The 16,339-nt window shown below is 67.4% G+C and carries 14 protein-coding genes; 3 read left to right on the forward strand and 11 right to left on the reverse strand.

The window, feature by feature from the left end:
• Nucleotides 1-23 precede the first annotated feature (23 nt).
• A complete protein-coding gene (locus tag ACSFBF_RS18075) occupies nt 24-983 on the forward strand; it encodes a PDR/VanB family oxidoreductase (protein ID WP_435469282.1) in 960 nt (319 codons plus the stop codon).
• Nucleotides 980-1,657, forward strand: a complete 678-nt coding sequence (locus ACSFBF_RS18080) for a TetR family transcriptional regulator C-terminal domain-containing protein (RefSeq protein WP_435469284.1) — start codon at nt 980-982, stop codon at nt 1,655-1,657. The genes ACSFBF_RS18075 and ACSFBF_RS18080 overlap by 4 nt, the downstream gene beginning before the upstream one ends.
• Here the strand turns inward: ACSFBF_RS18080 and ACSFBF_RS18085 are convergent.
• The 10 genes from ACSFBF_RS18085 to mdeB form a co-directional block, all read right to left on the reverse strand.
• Complete coding sequence (locus ACSFBF_RS18085) at nt 1,650-2,123, reverse strand: RidA family protein (protein WP_258352243.1); 474 nt, start codon at nt 2,121-2,123, stop codon at nt 1,650-1,652. The genes ACSFBF_RS18080 and ACSFBF_RS18085 overlap by 8 nt on opposite strands.
• The gene (locus ACSFBF_RS18090) at nt 2,120-3,316 is read right to left on the reverse strand and encodes an amidohydrolase family protein (RefSeq protein WP_435469287.1); all 1,197 of its coding nucleotides are present in this window, start codon (nt 3,314-3,316) and stop codon (nt 2,120-2,122) included. Before ACSFBF_RS18090 ends, ACSFBF_RS18085 begins: the two co-directional genes overlap by 4 nt.
• A complete protein-coding gene (gene otnI / locus ACSFBF_RS18095; protein ID WP_435469289.1) occupies nt 3,313-4,134 on the reverse strand; it encodes a 2-oxo-tetronate isomerase in 822 nt (273 codons plus the stop codon). The genes ACSFBF_RS18090 and otnI overlap by 4 nt, the downstream gene beginning before the upstream one ends.
• Before the next feature lie 12 nt (nt 4,135-4,146).
• Nucleotides 4,147-4,812, reverse strand: coding sequence for a class II aldolase/adducin family protein (locus tag ACSFBF_RS18100; protein ID WP_435469291.1), 666 nt, complete (start codon nt 4,810-4,812; stop codon nt 4,147-4,149).
• Nucleotides 4,813-5,125: 313 nt separating this feature from the next.
• Nucleotides 5,126-6,397: a 3-oxo-tetronate kinase gene (gene otnK, locus ACSFBF_RS18105; RefSeq protein ID WP_435469293.1), complete on the reverse strand. Its 1,272-nt coding sequence runs from the start codon at nt 6,395-6,397 to the stop codon at nt 5,126-5,128.
• Between the two features lie 3 nt (nt 6,398-6,400).
• Nucleotides 6,401-7,417, reverse strand: coding sequence for a D-erythronate dehydrogenase (gene denD, locus ACSFBF_RS18110; protein WP_435469295.1), 1,017 nt, complete (start codon nt 7,415-7,417; stop codon nt 6,401-6,403).
• Nucleotides 7,418-7,443: 26 nt separating this feature from the next.
• Nucleotides 7,444-8,424, reverse strand: a complete 981-nt coding sequence (gene ltnD, locus ACSFBF_RS18115) for an L-threonate dehydrogenase (RefSeq protein WP_435469297.1) — start codon at nt 8,422-8,424, stop codon at nt 7,444-7,446.
• On the reverse strand, nt 8,391-9,719 hold the full coding sequence (locus tag ACSFBF_RS18120; protein ID WP_435469299.1) for an MFS transporter: 1,329 nt from the start codon (nt 9,717-9,719) through the stop codon (nt 8,391-8,393). Before ACSFBF_RS18120 ends, ltnD begins: the two co-directional genes overlap by 34 nt.
• Nucleotides 9,720-9,868: 149 nt before the next feature.
• Complete coding sequence (locus tag ACSFBF_RS18125) at nt 9,869-10,645, reverse strand: FadR/GntR family transcriptional regulator (protein WP_435469301.1); 777 nt, start codon at nt 10,643-10,645, stop codon at nt 9,869-9,871.
• A gap of 59 nt (nt 10,646-10,704) precedes the next feature.
• Nucleotides 10,705-13,356 carry an alpha-ketoglutarate dehydrogenase gene (gene mdeB, locus ACSFBF_RS18130; RefSeq protein WP_435469303.1) on the reverse strand — a complete coding sequence of 884 codons (2,652 nt, stop codon included), beginning with the start codon at nt 13,354-13,356 and terminating at the stop codon, nt 10,705-10,707.
• A 105-nt stretch (nt 13,357-13,461) separates the two neighbouring features.
• Here mdeB and ACSFBF_RS18135 point away from each other — a divergent pair, with 105 nt between their 5' ends.
• Nucleotides 13,462-13,935: an Lrp/AsnC family transcriptional regulator gene (locus ACSFBF_RS18135; RefSeq protein WP_093055312.1), complete on the forward strand. Its 474-nt coding sequence runs from the start codon at nt 13,462-13,464 to the stop codon at nt 13,933-13,935.
• Nucleotides 13,936-13,954: 19 nt separating this feature from the next.
• Here the strand turns inward: ACSFBF_RS18135 and ACSFBF_RS18140 are convergent, their stop codons facing one another.
• A complete protein-coding gene (locus ACSFBF_RS18140) occupies nt 13,955-16,234 on the reverse strand; it encodes a PhoX family protein (RefSeq protein ID WP_435469306.1) in 2,280 nt (759 codons plus the stop codon).
• Between the last annotated feature and the right edge of the window lie 105 nt (nt 16,235-16,339).

Raw genomic sequence — 16,339 nt, forward strand, 5'->3', positions numbered from 1 at the left:
CATCGACACAGGGAGACAACTCCATGAGCCTCGAACGCACGCTCACCGTCCGCGTCGAACGCATCTCGCGGCAGACGCCGGAAATCCTGGCCTTCGAGCTGGCCCACCCGTGGGGCCGGCCGCTGCCTTCCTACGAGGCGGGTGCGCATATCGACGTGCACATGCCCGGGGGTTTCTCGCGGCAGTACTCGCTGGCGCGCGCGCCTTCCAACGCCAACTCGTATGTGATCGGCGTGAAGCGCGAGGTGGGTAGCCGCGGCGGGTCGGCCTCGATGCACGAGCGAGTGCGCGAGGGCGACCTGCTGCCTATCAGCGCGCCGCGCAACACCTTTCCGCTGCGCGAGGAAGCGACGCACCATCTGCTGCTGGCCGGCGGCATCGGCATGACGCCGCTGCTGGCGATGGCGCAGGCGCTTGCCGCGCGCGGTGCGCAGTTCACGCTGTGCGTGTTCGCGCGCAGCGAAGAGCATCTGGCGTTTGCCGATGCGCTGCATGCGCCCGCGCTGGCATCGCACCTGCGGCTGCATCTGGACCAGGGCGATGCCTCGCAGCGCATCGACCTGCGCGCGCTGCTGGCCAAGCGCACGCCCGGCACGCACCTGTACGTCTGCGGCCCCGGCGGCTTCATGCAGGCGGTGCGTGACGCAGCCGCGCACTGGCCCGAAGACGCGCTGCACGCCGAATACTTCGCCGCCCCGACCGACGCCAACGCCACCACCGGCCTGCCCTTCACGCTGAGGCTCGCGCGGCGCGGCATCAGCGTGCCCGTGGCCGCGGACCAGACGGCCGTCGATGCGCTGCACGAAGTCGGCATCGACATCCCCGTGTCGTGCCAGCAGGGCCTGTGCGGCACCTGCGTGGTCGAGGGCGACGGCGAAGGTGCCGAGCACCGCGACTTCTGCCTCACGGGCAGCGAGCGCCGCCACAAGGTCGCCCTATGCTGCTCGCGCGCCAGGGGCCAGGAACTGGAACTCCAGCTGTGAGCGCGCGCCCCGCTTCCGTCAACGAAGAAAGCGACGCCGAGGCGCCCGCCACGCGCGGCCGCTCGCGCAAGTACACGCAGGTGCTCGGCCTCATCAACCAGGCCGCCATCGAAGTGTTCGCAAGCGAAGGGCTGGCCGGAGCGTCGACCCAGGCCATTGCCGACAAGGCCGGCCTGTCGAAGGCGCAGCTGCACTACTACATCGAGAGCAAGGAAGCGCTGTACCGACAGGTGCTGCAGGACATCCTCACCGACTGGATCGTGGTGTTCGGCTTCAGCGATGAGGCCTTTGGCCCGCGCAAGGTGCTGGGCGACCTGATCCAGCGCAAGATGATGTTCTCGTTCGAGCACCCGCTGCGCTCGCGCATCTTCACGGCCGAGATGATGCGCGGCGCGCCCGTCATCAACAACATGATGGACACGAGCAAGCAGCGCACCGACCAGGCCGCCGCCGTGATCCAGAACTGGATGAACCAGGGCCTGATGGACAAGGCCGACCCGATGCTGGTGCTGTTCCACATCTGGGCGGTGACGCAGTTCTACGCCGACCACGCCACGCAGGCGGCCTACTACCGCAACGCAGCCCAGCAGGGCCAGGACAAGGACAGCAAGGACCGGCGCTACCTGATCGAGCAGGTGACCGGGTTCCTGCTGAAGGGTGCTGGGGTCAAGTAGAAGAAGAACGCTGGGGCAGATACATGGTCGCTTCGACCTCTACCAGCACCTCGTCTCCAGGCAGGAAGCGCGACACCTCCACCACCGTGCTCACCGGCGGCTCGCCCGGATAGAACAGGCCGCGCACGCGGTTGTAGAAGGCGTAGTGCGGCAGGTGGCGGAAGTACTGCACCAGCTTCACCACGTCTTCCATCGTGCCGCCATGCTCGGCGGCGATCTGGCGGATGCGCTCCAGCACGAACCAGCTCTGCGCGACGATGGGCGCCTCGAAAATGTCGACCGACATCTGGCCGGTGGCATAGCCCACGCCCTGCAGCGCGGTGCGCGCCGCTTCGGGAATCGCGTCGTAGCCGGCGACGGCGCGGCGCGTGGCCGGGTCGACCGCGACCACGCCGCTCATGAAGACGAAATCGCCGACGCGCTTGGCGGCGGCGTAGTTGGCCATTGGCTTGCCCATCGTGCTCATTGTGTTTTCTCCAGTACCTGGCCTGCGCGGATGACGGTACGTTGCCGCCCGCGCGGGCCGATGAGTTCGTGTTCGTCTGTGGCCGACAGCACCAGCAGGTCCGCCGGGCAGCCCGTTGCAATGCGTCCGTCCCATGCGAGCCCCAGCGCTTTCGCGGGGCTCACCGTGATGGTGTCGAGCCAGTCGGAGGCCGGTGCCAGGTGCGCCATCTGCACACCGAGGCCGAAGGTCTCCAGCAAGTCGTAGCTGCCGTAGGGATAGAAGGCGTCCTGCACATTGTCGGTTGCGAGGCTCGCACGCAAGCCCCGTGCCGCCGCTTCGCGGATGCGCGTGATGCCGCGCTGCACCGGCGTGCGGTCCCAGGCGCCCTGCAGGTAGAGGTTGGTGGTGGGCAGCGCGACGAGGTGGATGCCCGCGCCGGCGCACAGCGCGAGCGTTTCTCCGGCGACGGCGTCGTCCTGCACCGAGAGCGAGCAGGCATGGCCGCAGACCACGCCCTGCCTGAAGTCGCGCGCCCGCACCAGCTGCGCGATGCTGCGCAGGCCGGTGGCCTCGATGTCGAGCCCTTCGTCGACATGGAAGTCGAGGCCCAGCCCGTGCTGCTGCGCGAGATCGAACACGCGCCCGAGCTTGTGGACGATGCCTTCGTTGCGGTAGACGAACGCGCCGAGCACACCGCCCGCGCGCTTCACCTCGCGTGCGATGCGTTCGCCTGCGGAAAGGTCGGCGAACAGGTCGAGCGGCGTGAGCGAGACGAACTGCAGCTCGACGCGGCCGCGCCATTCCTCGCGCAGCGCCTCGAACACGGCCAGCGCGGCCGGCGGCTCGGCCTGCACCCAGTCGAGATGCGTGCGCAGCGCGCGTGTGCCCGATTGCCAGGCGTCGTTGAGCGCACGCTCCATGCGCAGGCGCAGCGACTCGCCGGTCCAGCTGTCGCGGTGCCTGTTCATGCGCTCGATGGCGGCGAACAGGTTGCCCTGCGCCGCGCCCACGTCCTGCACGGTGTAGTTCTTGTCGATGTGCGCATGCGCCTCGACCAGTGCGCTCAGCAGCGTGCCGCTTGCATGCTTCTGCTGGGTGCTCGGCACGATGGACTCGACCTTGTCGCCGGCCAGCGTGACATCGAACAGCTGCGCATCGCCCGCCGCAAATGCACGCAGCGGAGCCGGAATGCGCAGCGCCTCGAGCTTCATGCGTGCCGCTGCTCCCAGGCACGCAACCAGCCGAGCCCGGCCGAGGTGCCGCCCGGCTCCGAGCCGCGCTTCGGCCGGTATTCGCAGCCGACCCAGCCCTGCCAGCCGCACTGCGCCGAAACCTCGTCGATCACGTCGAACAGATACGGGTAGTTCTGCTCGCCGATGTCGGGCTCGTGCCTCTCGGGCACGCCAGCGATCTGGATGTGGCCGACACGGCCGGTAGGCAGGTACTTGCGGATCTTCATCGCCACGTCGCCCTCGACGATCTGGCAGTGGTACAGGTCCATCTGCACCTTGAGGTTGGGGGCGCCGACAACTTCGACGATCTCGTGCGCGTGGTCTTGCCGGTTGAGGAAGAAGCGCGGAATGTCGCGCGTGTTGATCGGCTCGATCAGCACGTCGCGGCCCGCCTTGGCTGCCTCGGCCGCAGCCCAGCGCAGGTTGTCGAGGTACACCGGTTGCACAGCGTCGCGCTCCAGGCCTTCTGGCACGAGGCCGGCCATGACGTGGATGCGCGGGCAGTCGAGCGCCACTGCGTAGTCGATGGCCTTGGCAATGCCTTCGCGAAACTCGGCGTCGCGCCCGGGCAGGCAGGCCAGACCGCGTTCGCCGCCGTTCCAGTCACCGGGCGGGCCGTTGAACAGCACTTGCTGCAGGCCGTTGTGCTTGAGTCGCGCGACGATTTCGTCTTTCGCGAAGTCGTAGGGGAAGAGATATTCCACGGCCTTGAAGCCGTCTTTCGCGGCAGCATCGAAGCGGTCGAGAAAAGCGAGCTCCGGATAGAGCATCGAGAGGTTGGCGGCGAATTGGGGCATGGGGTGTTTGTACTACCAGCGCGCGCCGAAGGTGCGGCGCAGTTCATCGATCTGATCGGCGTTCAGCGGCTCGGGCCTTGCGACCTGCGTGAGCTGCTGAAGCCGTGCGGTTTCTTCGAGTTCTTCGAGCACCGCCATGGCGGCGGCCGGCGTGTCGTGCCAGACGTTGGGGCCGAGGCGCGTGAGCATCACGGCACGAATCGGCGTGCCGGCGGCGCCGAAGCGCTCGATGGCTTGCGCCACCTGTTCAGCCGCTTCGGGTGCGCCGGGCCGGTGGTATGGGATGACCGGCACGTGGCCGACTTTCATCACGAAGTACGGTGTGAGTGCGGGCAGCAACTCGTCGCCCGGCTCGTTCAACGTGAGCGCGACGCAGTGCGTGCTGTGCGTGTGGATCACGCAGGCCGTGTTCCCATCGAACTTGCGCGCGGCGGCGTAGATGCGCGTGTGCAGTGCGATGGTTTTGCTGGCGCGGTCGCCGCTGGTCTGCTGGCCTTGCGCATCGAGCCTTGCCAATCGCGCAGGGTCGAGAAAGCCGAGGCAGGCGTCGGTCGGCGTGATGAGAAAGCCATCATCCAGCCGCACGCTGATGTTGCCGGCTGTGGCATGCACGTAGCCGCGCTCGAACAGGCTGCGGCCTACTCGGCAGATTTCTTCGCGGGCTTCGGTTTCTTTCATGTCAGGCTTTTGTTGCTGGGTTGCATGTATTCGGGGTGCGTGCGAATGACACCGGGTACTCCCCTCCGCGAATGTCCCCCGGCCTGCGGCCTCCTCCTTTATTTCGCTGCGGGGAGCACCCGATGCCATTCGCACATGAGCGCAGTCGTTGTGTCACCGGATCAACCGCTGCGCTGAACGATCACGTCGATGTGTGCTCTGCGCAGCGAAATAAAGGAGGAGGCCGCAGGCCGGGGGACATTCGCGGAGCAGAGCACACCGTCGGCGTGATCGCGCCCCGAACAACGAACGTCAAACACAACGACCGTGGATGTCATCCGAGCACTGTAAAGGCCTTGGTAAAAAAGTCATCGCTGCCAAAGTTGCCGGACTTCAGCGCAATGTGCACGCCTGCTTCCGGCGCAGCGTCGGAGCGCGCATAGCACCACGGCACACCGGGGTCGATCTGCGGGCCGATCTGCATCTGCGCGATGCCCAGTGCCTGCACGCATGCGCCCGAGGTCTCGCCGCCGGCCACCACCAGTTGGTGCACACCGCGTTCGACCAGACCGCGTGCGATGGCGGCAATAGTGCGTTCAACCATCGCGCCGGCTTCCTCGACGCCGAGCCGCCCTTGTACCGACTTCACGGCACCGGCTTCGGCGGTCGAATAGACGAGCACGGAGCCCTTGTCGATCAGGGGCGTAGCCCAGGCCAGCACTTCGGCGGTAACGTCCACGCCCGCCGCGATGCGCAGTGGGTCGATGGCCATCGCCGCGCCGCCGCGCTGGATGAAGTCGAGCACCTGTCGGTTGGTGGCGAGCGAGCAGCTGCCCGAGACCACCGCCGTCTTGCCGCCGGCCTTTGGCAATGCACTGGCCTGCGAAGAAGGCGCGAGTCCGAAGTTGGCTGGCAGGCCGATGGCCACGCCCGAGCCTGCGGTGAGCAGCGGCATCTTCGCGAGCGCCGGGCCCATGCGCAGCAGGTCGTCGTTCGACACCGCATCGACGACGGCAATCGACACGCCTTCGGCCTTCAGCTGAGCGATGCGTTCGTCGATGACGGCCACGCCGCGCGCCACCACGGTGTAGTCGATCAAGCCCACCTTCCGCTTGCACTGCGCCTGCAGCACGCGCACGAGGTTCGGGTCGGTCATCGGCGTGAGCGGGTGGTTCTGCATGCCGCTCTCGTTGAGCAACACGTCGCCCGCGAACAGGTAGCCCTTGAACACAGTGCGCTTGTTGTCGGGGAAGGCGGGCGTGGCGATGGTGAAGTCGCATTGCAGTGCGTCCATCAGCGCTTCGGTCACGGGGCCGATATTGCCTTGCGGCGTGCTGTCGAAGGTGGAGCAGTACTTGAAGTAGATCTGCTTTCCGCCCTGCGCCTGCAGCCAGCGCAACGCATCAAGCGACTGCGCGATGGCCTCGGCCGGTGCGATGGTGCGCGACTTGAGTGCGACGACGACGGCATCTACATCCGCATCGAGCGGGCCTTCGGGCACGCCGATGGCCTGCACCACGCGCATGCCCGCGCGTACGAGGTTGTTGGCGAGGTCGGTGGCGCCGGTGAAATCGTCGGCGATGCAGCCGAGCACTAGCTTTGCCATGGCTCAGTCCTTCACGACAGGCAGCTTGACGGCCTGTGCGTTCTCGCGCACGTAGTCGCGCAGGATCGCGTCGAAGCTCGCGTCGGCCTTCAGGCCCAGCGCCTCGGCGCGCGCTGCGTGGATGCGGCTGGGCCAGCTGGTGACGATCTTCGCTATGGCGGCATCGGGCTCCCAGTCGATCAGGCCGGTGGCGTCCTTGCCGGCGATGCGTTCGAGCGCCTGCGCCATCTCGCGCACGGTGGTCGTCAAGGCCGGCAGGTTGATGGCGGTGCGCGCACCCCATTCGGTGGCGCTGGCGGTGGCCGCGCGCACGATGCCCGCAACGGTGTTGCCGGGCGAGGCCAGCGCGACGGGCGTGTCGGGCGACACGGGGCAGCGCGCGCGCTCGCCGGCCAGCGGCTCGCGCAGCATGCCGCTCAGGAAGCTGGAGGCCGCACCATTGGGGCGGCCGGGGCGCACCGACACCGTCATGAGCCGCACGTTGCGGCCCTGCACGAAGCCCTTGCGCGTGAAGTCGGCCACCAGCTGCTCGCCGATGAATTTCTGGATGCCGTAGCTGTTCTGCGGTGTCGGCAGCGTGGTGTCTTCGATCACGGCGGGCAGGCGCTGCTCGGGCGAATCGCCGAACACCGCGACCGAACTGGAGAACACGAACACCGGCGCGTGGCCCGCGCAGCGGCCTGCTTCGAGCAGGGCGCGCGTGGTGTCGAGGTTGCTGCGCATGCCCAGGTCGAAGTCGGCCTCGCATTCGCCGCTCACTGCGGCGGCGAGGTGGAACACCGCGTCGGTGTCGGCCAGCGGCAGCGCGCCGTTGCCGGCCTGCTCGTACAGGTCGCCCTGCACGAACTGCACGCGCGCATCGCCGGCCAGGTCGGCGGGTGGCGGCACGCGGTCGGCCAGGGTGATGCGCGACACAGGCTGTGCGGCGCCGCCGGCCAGTGCGAGATTGCCGCCCGCGAGCAGCGTGCGGGCGAGGCGGGCGCCGAGGAAGCCGCAGCCGCCGGTGATGAGGATGTTCATGAGCGAGTGTGTCCTTCTTGTCTTGTTCAGGCCTGTTTTTTCGGCGCCGGCACTTCGATGCCCGGGAAGATCTTGATCACCGCGCTGTCGTCCTCGCGCGCATAGCCCGCGGTCGATGCCTGCATGAACATCTGGTGCGCGGTGGACGACAGCGGCAGCGGAAACTTGCTCGCGCGCGCCACGTCGAGCACCAGGCCCAGGTCCTTCACGAAGATGTCTACGGCCGACAGCGGCGTGTAGTCGCCCGCGAGCACGTGCGCCATGCGGTTCTCGAACATCCAGCTGTTGCCGGCGCTGTGCGTGATGACTTCGTACAGCGCCGCCGGGTCCACGCCTTCGCGCAGGCCCAGCGCCATGGCCTCGGCCGCCGCGGCGATGTGCACGCCGGCCAGCAGCTGGTTGATGACTTTCACCTTGCTGCCCGCGCCCGCGCTGTCGCCCAGGCGGTAGACCTTGGCGGCCATCGCGTCGAGCACCGCGCCGGCCTTTTCGTAGGCGGCGGGCGTGCCGGCGGTCATCATCGTCATCTGGCCGCTCGCGGCCTTCGCGGCGCCGCCGGAGATGGGCGCGTCGAGGTACAGGATGCCCAGCTTCTCGAGGCGCGCTTCGAGCGCCACCGACCAGTTCGGGTCGACGGTGGAGCACATCACGAACAGGCTACCGGGCTTCATTGACGCGGCGCAGCCGGGCGTGGTGCCGTCGCCGAACAGCACCGACTCGGTCTGCGCCGCATTCACGACGACGCTGACCACGATGTCGCACTGCGCGCCGAGCGCGGCCAGCGTGTCGCAGGCCGTGCCACCGTCGCGCGCGAAGGCTTCGGCGACCTCGCGGCGCACGTCGAACACGTGCGGCGCATGGCCCGCGCGGCGCAGCGATTGCGCCATGCCGGCGCCCATGGCGCCCAGGCCCACGAGGCCGACGACGGGAGTGTTGGTGCTGGAAGTCATGCAGGGATTCTTTCTTTCGAGGATCAGCGATTCACGAGTTGCTTGGGCGTGAGCCACACGCCGATGGCGCCGAGCACCAGCGCACCGGCCAGCACGTACATGCCGATCTGCGTGCTGCCCGTCAGGTCTTTCAGGTAGCCGATGAGGTACGGGCTCACGAAGCCTGCAAGGTTGCCCACGGAGTTGATGGCCGCGATACCCGCTGCAGCGGCCGTGCCCGTAAGGAAGGCGGTGGGCAGCGACCAGAAGAGCGGTGCGCAGGTCAGCACGCCGGCTGCGGCGAGCGAGAGAAACGCCAGCGACACGACCGTGTTCTGCGTGTACGAGGCCGCGACCGTGAAGCCGATCGCGCCCATCAGCGCGGGCACGATCAGGTGCCAGCGGCGCTCCTGCCGGCGGTCGGCGCTGCGGCCGAAGAGGTTCATCGCGACGATGGCGCAGACGAACGGAATGGCGCTGAGCAGCCCGATGTTCAGGTTGCCCTGCACGCCCGTGGCCTTGACCAGGGTGGGCAGCCAGAAGGTGAGTGCGTATTGGCCCATGACGAAGGCGAAGTAGATGAAGGCCATCCACCATATGCGCGCATCGCGGAACACGCCAGCCACCGAGTGCGGGCCCTTCGCGCCGTGGGCGGCGTCGCGTGCCACCTCGCGCTGCAGCAGCGCCTTTTCTTCGGCGCTGAGCCAGCGCGCCTGGGCGATGCCGTTGTCGAGGTAGACCAGCACCATCACGCCCACGAGCACGGCGGGGATGGCCTCGATCAGGAACATCCACTGCCAGCCGCTCATCGACGAGACGCCGTGGAAGCTGTCCATGATCCAGCCCGACAGCGGGTTGCCGAAGATGCCCGCCACGGGAATGGCCGACATGAACACCGCGATGATCCGCGCGCGCCGGTGCGCCGGGTACCACTGCGTGAGGTACAGGATCACGCCCGGGTAGAAGCCCGCCTCGGCCACGCCGAGCAGGAAGCGCAGGATGTAGAAGCTGGTCGGCGTCTTCACGAACATGAAGCAGGCCGAGAGCAGGCCCCAGGTGATCATGATTCGCGCGATCCAGATGCGTGCGCCCACGCGGCTGAGCAGCAGGTTGCTCGGCACCTCGAACAGGAAGTAGCCGAGGAAGAAGATGCCCGCGCCCAGGCCGAACACGGTTTCGCTGAAACCCAGGTCCTGGCCCATCTGCAGCTTGGCGAAGCCGACGTTGACGCGGTCGAGGTACGCGACCACGTAGCAGAGCATGAGAAAGGGCACGAGGCGCCAGAACACCTTGGCGTATGTGCGCTTTTCGAGCGCGGCATCGGCTGCGGCGGACGACGGCATGGCGCCGGCCGGGAGGGTCGAGGAGGTCATGAGAAAGCTTTGTCCCGAATGATTTATCTGACGATTTGTCAGGTCATCATACAAATTTGAGATTTGTGAACTGACCCGGGTAAACCCGGAGGCCGCGCCGTTCGCGGCGACTTTCTGGTGTCTTTCTGTGTCGGCTGGCTCAGCTGCAGTCAACTGCCCAAGGGCCAGCCTTCGACCAGCGGCCGCGCGAGCTGCGCGCCTTCCTGCTGCCAGAACGCGGGATCGGCCAGCTCGATGCGGCGGATCGCGTTGTCCATGTGGTTCTTGGCCGCCTCGCGCGCGCGCAGCGGATCGCCGCCCTCGATGGCTTCGACGATGCGCGCATGTTCCTGCGCCACCTCGCGCGCAAAGTCGGCGCGGCGCGCCTCGTTGGCGCGCGTGACGCGGGTAGCGCCGTGCAAAAACTGCCGCAGGTACTGCAGCGTGCCGATGAGGAAGGGGTTGCGTGCAGCCTCGGCGATGGCGCGGTGGAAGCGCACGTCTTCGTCGGCGCCGTTGCCGCCCGCTTCCACGGCGGCATGCAGTGCGTCGATGGCGTCGCGGATGCGCTGCACGTCGTCGGGCGTGCGGCGCTCGGCGGCCAGCGCGGCCACTTCGGCTTCGAGCGCGCGGCGCAGCTCGACCATCTGGATGACGGCTTCGCGCGAAGCCACGTGCGGCATCTCGAAGCGCAGCGGCTCGACGCCGGCAGCGCGCACATACACGCCGCTCCCCTGGCGCGAATCGAGCAGGCCCAGCGACTTGAGCCGCGACACCGCTTCGCGCACCACGGTGCGGCTCACGCCGAACTGCTCGGCCAGCGCGGTCTCGGTCGGCAGGCGGTCGCCTTCAGAAAGGCGTCCGCTGCGCACCTCGGCGGCCAATGCATCGGCCACCTGGTCGGCCAGGCGGACGCTGGGGGCGAGGGATTGGAAGCGGGCGGTCATGGGCGCGAATGGGGTGGGGCCTGCGACTCTAACGCAGGCCCTGCGCGACCGCCGCAGCCTCAGTTCAGCGCGTGGCGCGCAGCCCGCGCGATGCTCTGCGCATCGACGCCGAAGAACCCACGCAGCGCAGCGCGCGTGTCGCTACGGCCGAAGCCGTCGGTGCCCAGCGTGATGTAGCGGCGGCCCTCGGGCAGGAAGGCGCGCACGCTCTCGGGCACGGCGCGCACGTAGTCGGTGGCGGCGATGATCGGCGCCTTGGCCTTGCCGAGTTGCTGCGCGATGAACGCAGTGCCGGCTTCTTCGCCAGCCAACGCGCGCTGCTCGCAGGCCAACCCGTCGCGCGCGAGTTCGCTCCAGCTCGTGACGCTGAACACCTCGGCCTCGATGCCTTCGTCGGCCAGCAGCTGCGCGGCCTTCATGACTTCGGTGAGGATGGCGCCCGAGCCCATCAGCGTGACCTTCTTCTTCGCCTTGCCGGAGGCCGGCGCATAGGTGCCGAAGCGATAGCACCCGCGCAGGATGTCGCCTTCCGCGCCCTCGGGCACATCGGGCTGCGCGTAGTTCTCGTTCATGAGCGTGACGTAATAGAACACGTCCTTCTGCTCGACCATCATCTCGCGGATGCCCGCGTCGACGATCACCGCCATCTCGCCCGCGTAGGCCGGGTCGTAGGCCTTGCAGTTGGGAATGGTCGCGGCCACGAGGTGGCTGCTGCCGTCCTGGTGCTGCAGGCCTTCGCCGCCGAGCGTGGTGCGGCCCGACGTGGCGCCCAGCAAAAAGCCGCGCGCCCGCTGGTCGGCCGCGGCCCAGATGGCGTCGCCCACGCGCTGGAAGCCGAACATCGAGTAGTAGATGTAGAAGGGCAGCATCGCCAGGCCATGCACGCTGTAGCTGGTGGCAGCCGCCGTCCAGCTCGCGATGGCGCCGGCTTCGCTGATGCCTTCTTCCAGGATCTGCCCGTCGGTGGCTTCGCGGTAACTCAGCACCGAGCCGATGTCTTCCGGCGCATAGCGCTGGCCCACGCTCGAATAGATGCCGACCTGCTTGAACAGGTTGGCCATGCCGAAGGTGCGCGCCTCGTCGGCCACGATGGGCACGATGCGCGGGCCCAGGGCCTTGTCCTTCATGAGGTTGCCCAGCATGCGCACGAAGGCCATGGTGGTGCTCATTTCCTTGCCGGCGGCGGCCGTGGCGAACTGCGCGTAGCTCGCGATGTCGGGCTTGGCCACCACGTCGCAGGCGGTCTCGCGGCGCGGCATGGCGCCGCCGAGCGCTTCGCGGTGCTGGCGCAGGTAGCGCATCTCGGCGCTGTCTTCGGTGGGGCGATAGAAGTCCATCGCGGTGGCCTGCGCGTCGGTCAGCGGCAGGTTGAAGCGGTCGCGGAATTCGATGAGGTCCACGTCGCCCATCTTCTTGTGCGAGTGCGTGGTCATCTTGCCCTGCGCGGCACTGCCCATGCCGTAGCCCTTCTTGGTGTGGGCGAGGATTACGGTGGGCTGGCCCTTGTGCCTGGCCGCCGCCGCGTAGGCCGCATGGATCTTCACGAGGTCGTGGCCACCGCGCTTCAAGCGGTCGATCTGCTCGTCGGTCATGCCCTCGGCCAGGCGCGCGAGCTCGGGGTTCTGGCCGAAGAAGTTGTCGCGGTTGAAGCGGCCGTCCTTGGCCGCGAAGGTCTGCATCTGGCCGTCGACGGTGTTGGCGAACACGCGGGCCAGCGCGCCGCTCGTGTCCTGCGCGAAGAGGCCGTCCCAGTCGCTGCCCCACACGAGCTTGATGACGTTCCAGCCCGCGCCGGCAAACAGCTTTTCGAGCTCATCGATGATGCGGCCGTTGCCGCGCACCGGGCCGTCCAGCCGCTGCAGGTTGCAGTTGACGACCCACACGAGGTTGTCGAGTTTTTCGCGTGCGGCGAGCGTCAATGCGCTCATCGATTCGGGCTCGTCCATCTCGCCGTCACCGAACACGCCCCACACTTTTCTGCCTTCGCAGTTCAACAGGTTGCGGTGCGTGAGGTAGCGCATGAAGCGCGCGTGGTAGATCGAGCTGATGGGGCCGATGCCCATCGAGCCGGTCGGGAACTGCCAGAAGTCCGGCATCAGGTACGGATGCGGATAGCTGCTGAGGCCGCGCGCGCCGCTGCCGTCGACGAAAGCGGGGGCGGTGAGCTCCTGGCGGTAGTGCTTCAGGTCTTCTTCGCTCAGGCGGCCTTCGAGGTAGGCCCGTGCATAGACGCCCGGTGCGCTGTGCGGCTGGAAGAACACGAGGTCGCCTCGGTGCTGCTCGCTGCGCGCGTGGAAAAAGTGGTTGAAGCCGGTCTCGAACAAGTCGGCCGCGCTGGCATAGCTGGCGATGTGGCCGCCGAGTTCGCCATACGCCTGGTTGGCCTTGGCCACCATCGCGAGCGCGTTCCAGCGCATGAGCGAGGCGAGCTTTTCCTCGATGGCAAGGTCGCCCGGAAACGGCGGCTGGTCTTCCGCGGCGATGGTGTTGACGTACGGCGTCGCGAGTTCGGGCTGCCAGCCGATGCGCTGCTGCCGCGCGAGGCGGGCCAGCTCGACCAGCATCTGCCTGGCGCGCTGCGGCCCCTGCGTTTGCGCCAGTGCCACGAAGGCGTCGCGCCATTCGGCGGTCTCGGCGGGATCGGGGTCGTGCGAAAGCTGCGGGTCGAGCAGCAAGGCGCGCATCTGGTCGGCGGAAATCGGGGCATTCATACCGGCACTTTAGGCCGCCTTGCGGAAAATTAGCTACTGGCGCGGGCAATCCCACGCCAGCCTCGCAGCATAAAATTCCGCCACTTCTTGATTTCAAAGCATTTCATGCAACTCGACGCCATCGACCTGCGCATTCTGGACGAGCTGCAGCGCGACGGCGCGCTGTCGAACGTGGAACTGGCGCGGCGCGTGCACCTGTCGCCGTCGCCCTGCCTGGCCCGCGTGAAGGTGCTCGAAGCGAATGGGGTGATCGACCGCTACGTGGCGCTCGTCAGCGCGAAAGCATTGGGCCTCGGGCTCAACGTGTTCATCTCGATCAGCCTCACGACGCAGAGCAAGCAGTCGCTCGCCGACTTCGAACAGCGCATTGCCGAACACGACGAGGTGATGGAGTGCTACCTGATGACGGGCGACAGCGACTACCTGATCCGCATCGCGGTGGCCGACATGGCGGCGCTGGAGAAATTCATCCTGGAACAGCTCACGCCGATTCCCGGGATCGAAAAGATCCGCTCGAGCTTTGCGCTCAAGCAGGTGAGATACAAAACGGCGCTGCCGTTGCCGGCAGCGCCGTTGTAGGGACGCTCGAAAAGATCGATCAGAGGCCGATCAGACCGCCGTCGTTCTTCGTGATGACCACAGTCGCCGAACGCGGGCGGGCGGTGCCGCCCTGCGGCCAGTGGCTGAGGAATTTCGTCGGGTCGGAGATGCTCGCTCTGCCCGTGTTTTCACCCGGGTGCTGGATGTTCACGAACAGCGCACGGCCGTCGCCCGATTCGGCGATGCCGGTGATTTCGCAATCCACCGGGCCAACGAGGAAGCGGCGCAGGCCATCGGTGCCGGGCGCCTTGCCGACGAAGGTCGCCTGCGTGGCGGTTGTGCCACCGTCCACATTGGTGATGGTCTTCGCCGCACCGTCGCCGACCGTGCCCGGCAGTGCGCCAAGCAGCATGCAGTTGGTCACGTCGGTGTACTTGCCGTCATCGGTCTCGAGCCACAGCAGGCCGGGCGCGGCTTGGCTGAACCACATGCCGTCGGGGCTGGAGAAGTCGTTGTCGGCGCCCAGGGCGGACAGGTTCACGTCAGCCGCCGCGGTGGAACGTGCGCCGAAGAGGTAGCAGTCCCACTTGAAGGTCACGGCCGCCGGATTGCCGCTGGTGTCGGCGAAGCGAACGATGTGGCCGTTCGGGTTGCCCTTCTGCGCGGTCTGGGCCGAGCCCTTGGGGTCGTTGTAGAAACGCGGGTTGGCGGCGTCGGTGCCATTCGCGCCGCTGATCGTGCGGGCCGCGTTGTTGGTCAGGGTGAGGTACACCTCGCCGTTCTTCGGGTTGACGGCCGTCCATTCCGGGCGGTCCATCTTCGTGGCGCCGGCCGCATCGGCTGCGTGACGCGCGTTGATGAGGACGTCGGCCGCGTCCGCGAACGCGTAGCCGGCGTAGCCTGCGGTGATGTTGTTGACGCCGAGCTTCAGCTCAAGCCAGTCGCCGGTGCCGTCGGCCTTGAACTTGGCGACGTAGAGCTTGCCGTCGTCCATGTACTTGTCGCCAGCTGCGATGCCGCCGCCAATGTCGGCCGCGTCCCAGTTCTTGGTGGACACGAACTTGTAGAGGTACTCGTTCTGCGAGTCGTCGCCCATGTACCAGACGAGCGGCTTGCCGACCACGACCGGGCCGAGGCAGGCGCCTTCATGGCCGAAGCGGCCGAGCGCGGTGCGCTTCTTCGGCGTGCTGGCGGGGGTGAACGGATCGATCTCGACCACCCAGCCGTAGGTGTTGGAGCCGTTGCGGAAGTCGTCGGTGGCGGTGGCACCCAGGACTTCGGTGTTCCAGCGGCCGTAGAGGTTGTCGGTCGTGTCGGGCGTGACGGTGGCCCAGAGTTCGCGGCCGGTGCCGGCGACGCCGTAGCGGCTGAAGGACGCGAGTTCCTTGGCGGTGCGATTGGCGTCGTCAGTGGCCTTGATGCGGCGGAAGTAGCCTGCCCAGTTCTCTTCGCAGGTCAGGTACGTGCCCCACGGCGTGGTGCCGTTGGCGCAGTTGTTGAGCGTGCCGCGGGTCTTGCTGCCGTCGGTCGAATACTTGGTCTTCAGGTAGTCGGTTTTGGCGGCCGGGCCCGAGAAGGTCATTTCGGTCAGCGTGTGCACGCGGCGGTTGAGGCTCGAGTCCTGCTTGTAGCTCCAGGTGCTGCCACTCTTGTTGACCTCGATCACGCTCACGCCGTGCAGGTAGAACTCGCGCAGCACTTCGTCGGGAACATTGCGCTGGCCGTCGATCAGCGACGCGCTCGTGGCGTTGCTGTAGACCGGGTTGAGTGCCGTCGGACCGGTGGGGTGCAGGAACAGCGGCGTGATGGCCTCGTGGTTCATCACGAGCAGACCACGCGAGGCATTGACGGCATCCCACTTGTTCGACGCATTCATGCCGAAGTAGGTCATGCCGTCGTGGTGGTCGCCGGCGCGGCGGTCGTACGTCGTTGCGTCGTCGGTGCCGTCGTTCTTGTAGGCAGCGACACCCGATGCGATCGGGTCGCCCAGGCGGTAGAGCACGCTGGCGGTGTAGCCGGCGGGCACGGTCACGACGTCGGCGAGGCTCTTGGCGACGGCATTGAAGCCGAGCTTCATCGGAGCGGGGGAAGGGGCGGGAGCCGGCGCGGGGGCCGGAGCAGGTGCCGGGGGCAGGACGGGGAAGCTGACGCCACCATCGCTACCACCGCCGCATGCCTGGAGCAGCGCGGTACCGGCGGTGCCGACGCCCAGGCCGAACAGGTGGCGGCGGCTCAGGCGCGAGGCGATCAGGTCGGTGAACGAAGGGTTCGACGTAGGGTTGGTGCCAATGTCGTCGAGGTCCACCGAGAGATCGTCGGTGCGGGTATTTGCGGTCATGCGCAATGTCTTTCTTCGTGGGTTGGAGAGGAAACCAGCCCGCGAAGTTAGGCACTTCGTATGACGACCCGATGAAACGCTCAGCCTCCCGTCAGGTTGATTTGA

This window comes from Variovorax nivicola (assembly GCF_051216475.1).
In the GTDB taxonomy this organism is placed as follows: Bacteria; Pseudomonadota; Gammaproteobacteria; order Burkholderiales; family Burkholderiaceae_C; genus Variovorax.